Raw genomic sequence first — 13,032 nt, forward strand, 5'->3', positions numbered from 1 at the left:
TATGTGTTCAACGACGACCGGAGGAAACGCAACATGACCGCGAAAACCTTGTACGACAAACTGTGGGACAGCCACGTGGTGCGCCAGGAGGCCGACGGCACCGCGCTGTTGTACATCGACCGCCACCTGGTGCACGAGGTGACCAGCCCGCAGGCCTTCGAGGGCCTGAAACTGGCTGGCCGCCCGCTGTGGCGCGTCGACTCGGTGGTGTCCACCGCCGACCACAACACGCCGACCGACCACTGGGACCGGGGCATCCAGGACCCGATCTCGCGACAGCAGGTGGAGACGCTGGACGCCAATATCCGCGAATTCGGCGCGCTGGCCTATTTCCCGTTCAAGGACAAGGGTCATGGCATCGTCCATGTGATGGGGCCGGAGCAGGGCGCCACGTTGCCGGGCATGACCGTGGTCTGCGGCGACAGCCATACCTCGACGCACGGCGCCTTCGGCGCGCTGGCGCACGGCATCGGCACCTCCGAGGTCGAGCATGTGATGGCCACCCAGTGCCTGGTGGCCAAGAAGTCCAAAAACATGTTGGTCCGGGTGGACGGGCGGCTGGGCGCGGGCGTCACCGCCAAGGACGTGGCCTTGGCCGTCATCGGCAAGATAGGCACGGCCGGCGGCACCGGCTACGCGATGGAGTTCGGCGGCGAGGCGATACGGAACCTGTCGATGGAAGGCCGGATGACGCTGTGCAATATGGCGATCGAGGGCGGCGCCCGCTCCGGCCTGGTGGCGGTGGACGACAAGACCATCGCCTATGTCGAAGGACGTCCGTTCGCGCCCAAGGCCGAGCAATGGCAACAAGCCGTCGCCTACTGGAACACGCTGCATTCCGACGACGGCGCGCATTTCGACGCGGTGGTGGCGCTGGACGCCGCCGACATCCAGCCGCAGGTCACCTGGGGCACGTCGCCGGAGATGGTGACGGCCGTCGGCGGCAAGGTGCCGAATCCCGCCGCCGAGAGCGACCCTGTCAAAAAGGCCGGCATCGAGCGCGCGCTGGCCTATATGGGTCTGGAGGCCGATACGCCGATAGCCGAGATTCCGGTGGACGTGGTCTTCATCGGCTCCTGTACCAACAGCCGCATCGAGGACCTGCGCGAGGCCGCCGCGGTGGCCCGCGGCCGCCGCAAGGCCGACAACGTCAAGCAGGTGCTGGTGGTGCCGGGCTCCGGCCTTGTCAAGGCGCAGGCCGAGGACGAGGGGCTGGACAGGATTTTCGTCGCCGCCGGCTTCGAATGGCGCGAGCCGGGCTGTTCGATGTGTCTGGCGATGAACGCCGACCGGCTGTTGCCGGGCGAGCGCTGCGCATCCACCTCCAACCGCAATTTCGAAGGTCGCCAGGGCCAGGGCGGACGCACCCATCTGGTGAGCCCGGCGATGGCGGCGGCGGCGGCGGTGGCCGGCCATTTCGTCGACGTGCGCCGGCTGGCGGACGGCTAGATCGCGACGGTGGGGAGCAAAATCCGGCGCGATATGTCAGACAGCAATGGGAAGGCATCCGGCAGTTCGCTAGAATGCCTGTTCATCATTGTCAGACAGCCCGGCTGTCACTCACTGGAGCGAAAATACCATGAATAAAGCGATTGTTTGTTTGAGCCTGGCCCTGTTGCTGGCCGGCTGCAATACCGTGCAGGGCGTCAAGGCCGATGCCAAGGAAGGCGGCCAGGCGGTCGGTCACGGTTTGCAGAGGGCGGGACAGGCGGTCGGCAACGCGGTGGAAAGAGGTGGCGAGGCGATAGAGCACGCCTCCCACTAAACGCCGCGCCATCCTTGACGGGAGCGCAATATGAAAGCATTCACCACTTTGGAAGGCCTGGTCTGCCCGCTGGACCGCGCCAATGTCGATACCGACGCCATCATTCCGAAGCAGTTCCTGAAGTCGGTCAAACGATCCGGCTTCGGCCCCAATCTGTTCGACGCGTGGCGCTATCTCGACCACGGCGAACCCGGCATGGACAACGCCAAGCGCCCGCTGAACCCGGACTTCGTGTTGAACCAGCCGCGTTATCAGGGCGCGCAGGTTCTGCTGGCGCGGGAGAACTTCGGTTGCGGTTCCAGCCGCGAACACGCGCCGTGGGCGCTGGACGACCAGGGCTTCCGCGCGGTGATCGCTCCCAGCTTCGCCGACATCTTCTTCAATAACTGCTACAAGAACGGCCTGCTGCCCATCGTGCTGGCGGCCGACATCGTCGACCAGCTGTTCCGCGAGTGCGAGGCGGCGCCGGGCTACAGTCTGAAGGTGGACCTGGCGGCGCAGACGGTGGCCACGCCGTCCGGCCAGGCCTTTCCCTTCGACATCACCGAGCATCGCAAGCATTGCCTGCTGGGCGGCCTGGACGAAATCGGCCTGACTTTGCGCCACGCCGACGAGATCAAGGCCTTCGAGGCCAGGCGCCGCGCCGCGCAGCCGTGGTTGTTCGGCTGATACGATCAGTCAACGCATGGGGGTAGCGAGATGGGACAGCGTTATCTGGAGCTTAAGGATTCGCACCGCGAGTTTATTGCTGGACAGAAACTGTTTTTCGTCGCAACCGCCATGCAGGACGGGCATGTCAACTTGTCGCCCAAGGGGATGGACTCGCTGAGGGTGTTGGGGTCGAGCCGGGTCGTTTGGCTGAACGTCACGGGCAGCGGCAACGAGACCGCCAGCCATATCGAACACCATCCCCGCATGACCTTGATGTTTTGCGCGTTTGAGGGCAAGCCGCTGATTCTGCGCCTTTATGGACAGGCGAGAGCGATTCATCGCGGCGATTCGGAGTGGGGCGACTATTACGATTTGTTCGAGCCTTTGCCGGGCTCCCGCCAAGTCTTTCTGCTGGACGTGGATCTGGTCCAAGTCTCTTGCGGCATGTCCGTCCCTTACTATCAGTATGTGGGCGAGCGGGAACAATTGAACGACTGGGCCCGCGCCAAGGGCGAGTCGGGTGTGCAGGCGTACTGGCGAAGCAAGAATGGCGTGAGCCTGGATGGCCTGCCGACCGGCATTATTGAAAAAAGCGGCCTGGTAAGCGCCGATGAAACCAGTCCGCAGTGACGACGACGGCGAGCAGGGCTCCGTGGCGCGGCGCGGCTGGATGGCGTGGCTGCATGGCCATCCGCTGGTGGCTTTTCTGCTGCTGGGCTTGAGTTTTCTGCTGTTCGGCGCCTCCACGGTCAATCTGGCTCTATTACTGCAGCTGAACCTCAAGCTGTGGCTGGACGTGGGTTGGCAGGCGGCGATGGACGGCGCGCTGCGCCAGCTGGGCGAGCTGCTGCTGTCCGGCTATGCCGCGATGGCGGCCTACATCGTGTTCAAGTGTTGCGAAAAGGCGCTGGTGGAGCGTTTGACCCGGCGCGACGAAGATAAACGGAAATAAGGAAAAAAAATCATGAAGATCGCCATCTTGCCGGGAGACGGCATCGGTCCGGAAATCATCGCCCAGGCCGAGCGGGTGCTGGAGGTGCTGCGCCGCGACGGCCTGCCGATCGAGACCGAACACGCGCCGCTGGGCGGCGCGGCCTACGACGCCTTCGGCCAGCCGTATCCGGACTTCACCCGCAAACTGTGCGGCGACGCCGACGCGGTGTTGCTGGGCGCCGTCGGCGGTCCGCAATACGACAAGCTGGAGCGGCCGTTGCGGCCGGAGCGCGGCCTGCTGGCGATCCGCAAGGACCTGGGCCTGTTCGCCAATCTGCGCCCGGCCATCCTGTATCCGGAGCTGGCCAACGCGTCGACGCTGAAGCCCGAGGTGGTGGCCGGACTGGACATCATGATCGTGCGCGAACTGACCGGCGACATCTATTTCGGCCAGCCGCGCGGCATCGCCGTCAACGAGCTGGGCGAGCGCGAGGCCTACAACACCATGCGTTACAGCGAGAGCGAGGTGCGCCGCATCGCCCACGTCGCCTTCGGCATCGCGATGAAGCGGGGCCGCAAGCTGTGCTCGGTGGACAAGGCCAATGTGCTGGAGACCACCGAGTTCTGGAAGGAAATCATGATAGACGTGGCGCGCGAGTACCCGGAAGTGACGCTCAGCCACATGTACGTCGACAACGCGGCGATGCAGCTGGTGCGCAATCCGAAGCAATTCGACGTAATGGTCACCGGCAATATCTTCGGCGACATCCTGTCCGACGAGGCCTCGATGCTGACCGGTTCGATAGGCATGCTGCCGTCGGCCTCGCTGGACGCCAACAACAAGGGCTTGTACGAACCCAGCCACGGCTCGGCGCCGGACATCGCCGGTCAGAACCTGGCCAATCCGCTGGCCACCATCCTGTCCGCCGCGATGATGCTGCGCTACAGCTTCGGCCAGGAAGACGCGGCGCGCCGCGTCGAGGACGCGGTCAAGAAAGTGCTGGCCCAGGGCTACCGCACTGGCGACATCCACGAGGCCGGCTGCGAGAAGGTCAGCTGCTCCGGCATGGGCGACGCGGTGGTGGCGGCGATGTAGGCCGTATCGTCTGCTTGAGGTATTGATGATGAAGCGGCACGGCTTTGAAAGAGGCTGTGCCGTTTTGTCGGCGGCGAAGGCGATGGCATCGATCATGCCGCCATCGGTTTTATGTGGCATGCTGTACTGGTTGAAATCTATGGGGCGCGTCTCATGGAATTTCTCAAGCACCTCGTCAAGATAATCGACAATCTGACGCTGGCAGTGCTGACAGGTGCGATTGCGCCTGCGGTGAAAAGCGTGATCGAAGGCAATCCGGTGCCTGCCTATTGGATAGTTTCGCTTGTGTGCGCATTTCTGTTTTATCTGCTTATGCAGGTTCTAAACCTCTGGCTGCTATATAATTTCATTGATTTCCCGCGCAAGACTAGCGGAGGTGGGTGATGACGGCGATGAGCGCATACTGGCTTGTGGTTTTTGGCGTTGCCGGGCTGGCAGTCTTTTTTGCCGTCGTGGCGGTGGTCTGCGCTTTTCGCGCCCGCTCGCGTTTGGCGGGCGAAGACGCGAGGCGGGAGGCCGACCGACCGGCTGCGGCAGATGTGGCATTGTCGATGCCGGCCACGATGTCCGACGATGAGGCCGGCTTGATTGTCGGCATGACCAGAAGTCTTGCAGCGCAGGCTAATCTGCTGGCGCTCAATGCGGCCATCGAAGCGGCGCGAGCCGGCGAGCAGGGCGGGGGGCTGAGCGAGGGATTGGTGGCCATATCCGAAGAGGCGCGTCGACTGTCCGAGCATGTCGCGCAAGTGTCCACAGAAGCTGCCGCTGCCATCGGCAAGGCGCAACGTTCAGCCAAGGCCGACTCTCCCGAGGCCCTTCATCCGCATGGCCCGGTTTAGGGCAAGGCATCTACTGGCTCCCCATCCGCGACGGCTAGACTTCAGGTATGTCCGCGCTGTTTGAAGCGGCCGCGCCGCCCGTTCATTCCCGCTAAATCCATTGTTCCGCTAACCTTCACAATAAAAACGATTTACCCCATTGCCTGCCGTGGTGGCGCGCTGCACAATGGGCTAAGAAAAATTCAAACGCCGCGTCGGCCTGGGCCGGGGCGGCGATCGCAATTCGGACTTAGGACAGACTCGGGAGATTTCCAGTGAGAGTAGGCTTTGTAGGCTGGCGCGGCATGGTGGGTTCCGTGCTGATGCAGCGGATGCGCGAGGAAAACGATTTCGCGGTCATCGCGGAACCGGTGTTCTTCACCACCTCCAATGTCGGCGGCAAGGCGCCGGACATCGGCCGCGACGTGCCGCCGTTGAAAGACGCCGGCGACATCGACGCGCTGAAGGCGATGGACGTGGTCGTCACCTGCCAGGGCGGCGAATATACCGGGGAGATTTATCCTCGCTTGCGCGCCGCCGGCTGGAAAGGCTACTGGATAGACGCGGCGTCGACGCTGCGGATGCAGGACGACGCCATCATCGTGCTGGACCCGGTCAACCGCAGCCTGATAGACCAGGGCCTGGCCAACGGCGTCAAGGACTACATCGGCGGCAACTGCACCAACTCCATCATGCTGATGGGCATCAACGGCCTGTTCCGCGAAGGCCTGGTCGACTGGGTGTCGTCGATGACCTACCAGGCGGCCTCCGGCGGCGGCGCCAATCACATGCGCGAACTGCTGAAGGGCATGGGCGCGATCCACGCCTCGGTGGCGGACGAGCTGGCCACGCCGTCGTCGGCCATCCTCGACATCGACCGCAAGGTCGCCCAGGCCATACGCGAGGACGTGCCGACCGAGTATTTCGGCGCGCCGCTGGCCGGCGGCCTGATTCCGTGGATAGACAAGCAGCTGGATAACGGCCAGTCCAAGGAAGAGTGGAAGGGCCAGGCCGAGGTCAACAAGATTCTCGGCACGTCCAGCGTGGTGCCGGTCGACGGCTTGTGCGTCCGCATCGGCGCGATGCGCTGCCACAGCCTGGCGCTGACGGTGAAACTGAACAAGGATCTGCCGCTGTCCGAGATCGAATCCATCATCAAGTCCGGCAACGACTGGGTGAAATGGGTGCCGAACGAGCGCGAGATCTCGGTGCGGGAACTGACCCCGGCCGCCGTCACCGGCGGGCTGGAAGTGGGCGTCGGCCGCGTGCGCAAGCTGAACATGGGCGGCGAGTACCTGTCGGCCTTCGTCATCGGCGACCAGTTGCTGTGGGGCGCCGCCGAGCCGCTGCGCCGCATGCTGCGTATCCTGATCGAGCGCTGACGGGTAGAATAGCGCCAAGCCTCGCTCCGGTCATGCCGGGGCCAAAAAACTCAAGGGCACTTCGGTGCCCTTTTCGCATTGCAATGCCGGCGTGGACGACGCCGGCGGTAACGATAGGAACAAGATATGTCGACTTCTCTGCAGATCGCCGTGGTGGGCGCAGCCGGCCTGGTGGGCCAGGCCGTGCTGGAACTGTTGGCCGAGCGCAACTTCCCGGCCGCCCGCGTGTTCGCGGTGGACGGCGCCGAGCACGACGGCGCCACCGTGTCTCTGGGCAATCTGGAGCTGGATGTTCATTCGGTCGACACGTTCAACTTCGAGAACGTCGGCCTGGCCATTTTCGCCGCCGGCGGCGATATGTCCCGGCAGTACGTGCCGCAGGCGCGCGATGCCGGCGCGGCGGTGGTGGATTTCAGTTCCGCCTTCCGCGGCGACGCCGGCGTGCCGCTGGTGGTGCCGGCGCTGAATGCCGCCGAGCTGGAGGAGTTGGGCCGCGCGCCGCTGGTGTCCGTGCCCAATTGCACGGTGACGCCGCTGGCGCTGGCATTGGCGCCGCTCGCGCCGCTGGGCATCGCCCGCGTGACCGTGGCCACTTACCAGGCGGTGTCCGGCAGCGGCCAGAAGGCGATGGAGGAGATGGCCGATCAGACCACCGCGCTGTTCTCGCAGCGCGAAGCGGAAAACCATGTCTACGCCAAGCGCATCGCCTTCAACGTGCTGCCGCAGATCGGCGACGTCGACGACAACGGCGATTCGGAAGAGGAGCGCTCGGTGCGCGACGAGACCGCGCGGCTGCTGAAGTTGAAGCCGGAACAGCTGGAAGTCACTTGCGCGCGGGTGCCGGTGTTCTTTGGCCATAGTTGGGCGATTCAAGTCGAATTGCATGAAGCCTTTGACCTCGAGCAAGTTCAGACGCGGCTGAAGGCCGCAGGATTGCAGCTGGTGGGCCGCGATAAGCATGGCGGCTACGTCACGCCTATGGAAGCCACCGGCAACGAGGGCGTCTGGATCAGCCGCCTGCGCCAGCATGGCAAGGTGCTGAGCCTGTGGCTGTCGGCCGACAATGTCAGGGCCGGCGCGGCCATTCATTGCGTGCGCATCGCCGAACTGCTTGCGGGGCAGAGCGCGCTGATGTGAGTACCCGGTCGGACTTCATGGCCGCTCATTGTCATGAAGTCTGGCTAAACGCCTTGCCAGGGCCTAAGATTGCAGCAGTTACCCAAGGGCTTTGAACAAGCTCTTGTCGGGTGCCCGTCGATAAGATTTCAGATAAAGACAGTACCGGAAGGTAGACAGTGAGAAATCAGGGAAAACTCAAACTTGGCGTGCTGTTGGTCGGTCTGGCGTGCTCTGCCGCCGCCTGGGCCGGGCTGGGGAAAATCTACGTCCGTTCGAATCTTGGGGAGACGCTGCGGGCCGACATCGAAATGACCGGGGTGCCGCCCGGCGAAATGGATGCGGTCCGGGTGGGGCTGGCCAGCATTGAAACCTTCCAGGCGCTGAACGTCGATTACGCCACTTCGCTGTCGTCGCTGCGCTTCGCGCTCAACGCCAGCGCCCGCGGCGCGATCATCCGCGTCAGCTCCACCCAGCCGATCAACGATCCCTATCTGCGCTTCGTCGTCGAGGCCAAGGCGCCGTCGGGCCGCTCGGTGCGCGAATACACGGTTCTGCTCGATCCGGCCAACTACGCGGCCGGCCAGAACATCGTGCAGGATGCGCCCAGCTATGCAGACAGCGACCAGGCCAGCCGCTATCAGGCGGCGCCGGCGGCCAGGCCCGTCCGCGCGGCGGCGCCGGCCGAGCTGCGCGTGCGCCAGGGCGCCACGCTGCGTTCTCTGGCGCAGCGGGTCAGGCCGAAAGGCGCTTCGCTGCGTCAGACGATGGCCGCGCTGGCCCAGGCCAATCCTGACGCTTTCTCCGGCGACGTCAACCATCCGCAGCCGGGCGCGGTGCTGAAAGTGCCGTCGGCGCGCAAGATCAAGTCCTTGTCGGCCGAGCAAGTGGCCGGCATTCTCGGCGACGCCGTCCCGGCGGCGCAGCCGGGCGCCTCAGCCGGCAGCCAGGCCGGCGCCGCGCCGACCGGCAAGGATGTGCTGAAGCTGGCGCCGGGGGATTCGCCCGACAATGCCAGGCTCAACGATCTGCAGCAGCAGATCAACGCGCGCGAGAAGGCGCTGCAGGACGCGACCACCCGCATCGCGGCGCTGGAGCAGCAGTTGCGGGCCATGCAGACCGGCAAGCCCTTGCCGCCGGCCGCGTCATCGGCAGCCGCGGTCGTCGCCGCGCCGGCTTCGGCGGCGGTGGCGGCGCCGGCCAGCGCGCCGGTCCAGGCCGCCAGCGCGCCGAAACCGCAGGCCAAACCGGCGGAAAAGCCCCACCACAAGCCGGCGCACGTGGCCTTGCCGCCGCCGGTGGCCAAGCCCTCGCTGCTTGACCGGGTGCTGGCTTATCTGCCGCTGGTCGGCGGCGGCATCGCCGCCATAGGCCTGTTGGCCTTGCTGGCTGTGATGATTGTTCGTCGCCGCGCCGCGGCGTCCTCGCTGATGGCCGGCAGCGGCAGCGCCACGCTTGGCCGCTCGCCCGCGGCGCCGGGACCGAACACCGCCGGCGCCGGCAATTCCTTCATGAGCAACTTCACCCAGGCCGCCGGTGCTATCGACGCCGGCGAAGTCGATCCGGTGGCCGAGGCCGAGGTTTACATCGCCTATGGCCGCGACCAGCAGGCCGAGGAAATCCTCAAGGACGCCTTGCTGAAGGATCCGTCGCGGCACGAGGTCAGAATGAAGCTGATGGAGGTGTACGCGGCCCGGCCGGACCCCGCCAGTTTCGAACGCCTGGCCAAGGAGATGCATGTCGCCTTCGACGGCAAGGGCGTGATGTGGGGCCGCACGGTGACGCTGGGCCGCGCGATCGATCCGGAGAACCCGCTGTATCAGACCGAGCCGGAGTCCGAGCAGGAACTGGCGCCGGCGACGCCGGGGGTGATGATAGACCTCGATCAGGAATTGTTCGGCGGCGACCAGCCGGCAGCTGCTCAGCCGGCCGAGGCGCCGGAAGCGGCCGCCGGCGCGCCGGAAGAGGAGGACCCGCTGGCGGCGCTGTTCGACACGCCGGCCGGCGGCGCCGAAGCGGCGGCGCCCGAAGCCAACGCGCTGGATTTCGACCTGGAGGCGATGCTGCCGGAGGAGGGTGCCGCGGCGGCCGAGGAAGCCGCGACGGAACCGGCGGCGGCGCCGGAGGCCAATCTGCTCGACTTCGATTTCAATCTCGACGGGGCGCCGGCGGAGGCGGCCAAGCCGGAGGCGGAGCAAGCCGAGGGGCTGGAGTCGCTGTACGCGGACATGCTGGCCGAGCCGGCGGAACCCGCCCAGGCCGCCGCCGAGCCGGAGGCCAAGGTCGAGGCCGAGGGCCTGTCGGTGCTCGACGACCCGCTGGCGACCAAGCTGGATCTGGCCAAGGTCTACCTCGACATGGGCGACCGGGAGGGCGCCCGCGAAGTCTTGCAGGATCTGCTGAGTGAGGCGCAGGGGCCGTTGCGGGACGAGGCCCAGGCTTTGCTGGACAAGATCAGCAGCTGATCGCGGACCTCGCGAAAAACCGGGTGTCGGATTAGGCGACGCCCGGTTTTTTTATGCCGCGGTCCGGCGATTTCAGTTTGCAAACCGTATCGGCATCGGCGTCGGTATAATCGTCGCCGGCACGACGGCGGGAATATTGGCACGGGCAATCGCAATTGATATGGGATTGCCAATCGAAAGTGCTATAAGGTTTAATTATATGAATCTGTAGAATGCCGGGCATTAGCGCCTGTTCCGGCTTTTAGGGCGAAATGACGGTTTGTTCCGTCGAATCCGGACGGAATCGTGTACGCGGTAAGATTGGGAACCTCAATGATGTCTGCAAATTTTCGCAAGGCGAGCCTGGCTCTGCTGTTGGCTGGTTTGGGCGGCATTTCCGCAGCGCATGCGGGGCTGGGCCCCATTCATGTGCTGTCGGCCGATGGCGAAGCGTTTGCCGCCGAAATACCGGTGGTGAACGAGGACGTCGAGGATTTCGCCCAGGCCAATCTGGCCGACCGCAATCATTACCCGCTGCTGTCGCCATACAGCACCTCGGCCTCGGTATTGCAGTTCAATCTGGTGCGCGGCGGCGACGGACATATCCAGAAAGTCCTGGTGAAGGGTCCGGCCAGTTTCAATGAGCCATTGCTGCGTTTCGCGGTCGAGGTGCATTGGCCGGCCGGCAGCCTGGTGCGCGAATTCGAGGTCGATTACAAACGCGACGGACCGCGCCGCAAGGCGCCCGTCCCGGCGGGCGGCGACGACGGCAAGCATCACGCGGCGACGCCGGACCAGGGTTCAAGGCTGGACGGCGCAGGCCTCGGCGATCTGCGCGTCAGCTCCCGGCTGGGCGAACCGCTGCTGGCGGAGTTGCCGTTGTTGGGCGGCGTGTTCGACAAGGCCGAGCAGGTGCAGGTGGCGATATCGGCCGATGTCGTGCAGAGCGCGGCGGCCAGGGAGCACCTGCAGCAGGTCGCGTCCATCGCCTACCGGCTGGAACGCTCGGCCGACGGCCGCCGCGTGCTGCAGTTGTCGTCGGCCTTGCCCATCACCATGCCGCGCCTGTCGTTCCGGCTGGAGGTCGCCGCCGGCAACGTCAAGGCGCAGAAAGTCTACGCGCTGGCCTTCGACAAGGCCGCGGCGTCGGCCCATGCGGAGCCGGCGCCGGCCGCGGCCGAAGCGTCCAGCCATTATGGTGTGCGCAAGGGCGACACCTTGTCCGGCATCGCCGCGCGCATGCACGGCCACGCCCGCGGCGAGGATGTCGCCGCCCGGTTGTTGAAGGACAATCCCGACGCCTTCATCCGCGGCGACGCCAACAAGCTGTTGGCCGGCGCCGAGCTGCGTTATCCGGCCAAGTGGCAGCTGCGGGACGGCGAGTCCCGCGAGGCCGCCAAGCCGGCGCAGGCCGAGTCCAAGCCCGGCTCGATGGCCAAGCTGCTCGCCGACGGCCGGCAGGCGGATCATGCCCAGCCGGCGACGGCCAAGCCGCCGGTCAAACCGGCAAGCAAGCCCGAGGCCAAGCCCGAAGCCAAGGCGGTCGCGAAGCCCGCCGCCAAGCCGCAGGCGAAGCCGGCCGCGTCGGCGACGGAACTGGCGGCGGAGCACCGGATGCGCAGCACGCTGCTGGCCCAGGACCAGGCGCTGAAAGCCACCGAGCAGCGGACCCGGGAGCTGGAACAGAAGCTTCGCGAGATCCAGCACGACAAGACCAAGTCCGCGTCCGCCCATCCGGCCGCGCCCGCGGCGGCGGCGCCGCCGGTGGACAAGAAGCCGGCCGAAACGACGAAGCCGGAGCCGGTCGCGATGGCCGAGCCGCCGAAGGCGCCGTCCAGGCCTTCCCGGCGCGACGAGCATGCCGGACCGCCCGCGGTGATCCGCGTGGAAACCGTCCCGGTCGCGCGGGCGGTGGCGCCGGGAGAGAAATCGCCGCCGAAGCCGGCGGCCAGGCCGGTCGGCATGGTCGACCAGACGCTGACGGCATTGAACGACCGCGATGTGCAGATCAAGTTGGGCGGCGCCGCGGCCGCGCTGGCGCTGGTGGCCTTGCTGCTGATGCGCCGCAAGCGCAGCGGTCCGGTCGACGAGGCCGAGCAGCCCGCCGGGGATCCCGAGAAGGGGGCGTCCGCGCTGTTGACGCTGGGGCCGCTGACGTCGCTGATGGGCTCGCTGAAGAAGGGCGACGGCATCGATCTGGGCTCGGTCGACGTGATGGCCGAGGCCGAGGTCTACCTGGCCTACGGCCGCGACGATCAGGTGATCGCCATTCTGCGCGAGGCGCTGGAAAAGGAGCCAATGCGGCAGGATCTGCGCTACAAGCTGCTGGAGGTGCTGGCGTCCCAGCCGGACAAGGAGCCCTTCGTCCGCGAGGCGACCGTCACCAAGGGCCTGTTCGATCCGAACGGCACGCTGTGGATGAGGGTGTGCGAGCTGGGGCGCGACAAGGTGCCGGGCCATCCGTTGTTCCAGGCCGAGGCGGCGCCGGAGACGACGGCGATGCCGGGCGTCGGCGTGCTGGAGCCGGTGCCGGCGGCGCGTCCCGCCATGCCGGAGGCCGAGCCGGCGCTCGAAGCGGCGCCCGCGCCGACGCCGGTTCCACCCGCGCCGACTCCGGCGCCGGCCGCGAAACCGCCGGCCCCGGCGGTCCAGCCGGCCGCCGCCGTCGAGCCGGACAGCGAGAAGATGGAGCTGGCCAAGCTCTATCTGGAGATGGGCGACAAGGAAACCGCGGACACCCTGATCCGCGAGGCGCAGCAGGGCCGCTGATCCGGCATGTCCGCGGGGCCGTTTCGGCCCCGCTTCCCCTCTGTATACGCTAGCCGGC

Annotated in this window: 12 protein-coding genes; all 12 read left to right on the forward strand. The window is 66.2% G+C overall.

Features of this window, described 5'->3' with window-relative positions; genetic code table 11:
• Positions 1–33 precede the first annotated feature (33 nt).
• The 12 genes from leuC (at position 34) to CXB49_RS07885 (ending at position 12,974) form a co-directional block, all read left to right on the forward strand.
• The gene (gene leuC / locus CXB49_RS07830) at positions 34–1,449 is read left to right on the forward strand and encodes a 3-isopropylmalate dehydratase large subunit (protein ID WP_101707870.1); all 1,416 of its coding nucleotides are present in this window, start codon (positions 34–36) and stop codon (positions 1,447–1,449) included.
• 130 nt (positions 1,450–1,579) lie between these two features.
• Complete coding sequence (locus tag CXB49_RS07835) at positions 1,580–1,765, forward strand: entericidin EcnAB (protein WP_101707871.1); 186 nt, start codon at positions 1,580–1,582, stop codon at positions 1,763–1,765.
• Between the two features lie 30 nt (positions 1,766–1,795).
• Positions 1,796–2,434: a 3-isopropylmalate dehydratase small subunit gene (gene leuD, locus CXB49_RS07840; RefSeq protein WP_101707872.1), complete on the forward strand. Its 639-nt coding sequence runs from the start codon at positions 1,796–1,798 to the stop codon at positions 2,432–2,434.
• A 30-nt stretch (positions 2,435–2,464) separates the two neighbouring features.
• Entirely contained in the window at positions 2,465–3,046 is a 582-nt protein-coding gene (locus CXB49_RS07845) for a pyridoxamine 5'-phosphate oxidase family protein (protein WP_101707873.1), read from the forward strand.
• Positions 3,027–3,368, forward strand: coding sequence for a hypothetical protein (locus CXB49_RS07850; RefSeq protein ID WP_101707874.1), 342 nt, complete (start codon positions 3,027–3,029; stop codon positions 3,366–3,368). Before CXB49_RS07845 ends, CXB49_RS07850 begins: the two co-directional genes overlap by 20 nt.
• Before the next feature lie 12 nt (positions 3,369–3,380).
• The gene (gene leuB, locus CXB49_RS07855) at positions 3,381–4,445 is read left to right on the forward strand and encodes a 3-isopropylmalate dehydrogenase (protein ID WP_101707875.1); all 1,065 of its coding nucleotides are present in this window, start codon (positions 3,381–3,383) and stop codon (positions 4,443–4,445) included.
• Positions 4,446–4,598: 153 nt separating this feature from the next.
• Complete coding sequence (locus tag CXB49_RS07860) at positions 4,599–4,829, forward strand: hypothetical protein (protein ID WP_101707876.1); 231 nt, start codon at positions 4,599–4,601, stop codon at positions 4,827–4,829.
• 8 nt (positions 4,830–4,837) lie between these two features.
• Positions 4,838–5,284 carry a methyl-accepting chemotaxis protein gene (locus CXB49_RS24340; protein WP_369826573.1) on the forward strand — a complete coding sequence of 149 codons (447 nt, stop codon included), beginning with the start codon at positions 4,838–4,840 and terminating at the stop codon, positions 5,282–5,284.
• A 254-nt stretch (positions 5,285–5,538) separates the two neighbouring features.
• Positions 5,539–6,645, forward strand: a complete 1,107-nt coding sequence (gene asd / locus CXB49_RS07870) for an aspartate-semialdehyde dehydrogenase (protein ID WP_101707878.1) — start codon at positions 5,539–5,541, stop codon at positions 6,643–6,645.
• A gap of 126 nt (positions 6,646–6,771) precedes the next feature.
• Positions 6,772–7,782, forward strand: a complete 1,011-nt coding sequence (locus tag CXB49_RS07875) for an aspartate-semialdehyde dehydrogenase (protein ID WP_101707879.1) — start codon at positions 6,772–6,774, stop codon at positions 7,780–7,782.
• Positions 7,783–7,970: 188 nt separating this feature from the next.
• Positions 7,971–10,226 (forward strand): FimV/HubP family polar landmark protein, encoded by a 2,256-nt coding sequence (locus CXB49_RS07880; protein WP_233492983.1) that lies wholly within the window; start codon positions 7,971–7,973, stop codon positions 10,224–10,226.
• Between the two features lie 315 nt (positions 10,227–10,541).
• The gene (locus tag CXB49_RS07885) at positions 10,542–12,974 is read left to right on the forward strand and encodes a FimV family protein (RefSeq protein WP_158300669.1); all 2,433 of its coding nucleotides are present in this window, start codon (positions 10,542–10,544) and stop codon (positions 12,972–12,974) included.
• Positions 12,975–13,032: the final 58 nt, after the last annotated feature.

This window comes from Chromobacterium sp. ATCC 53434, from assembly GCF_002848345.1.
GTDB lineage: Bacteria > Pseudomonadota > Gammaproteobacteria > Burkholderiales > Chromobacteriaceae > Chromobacterium.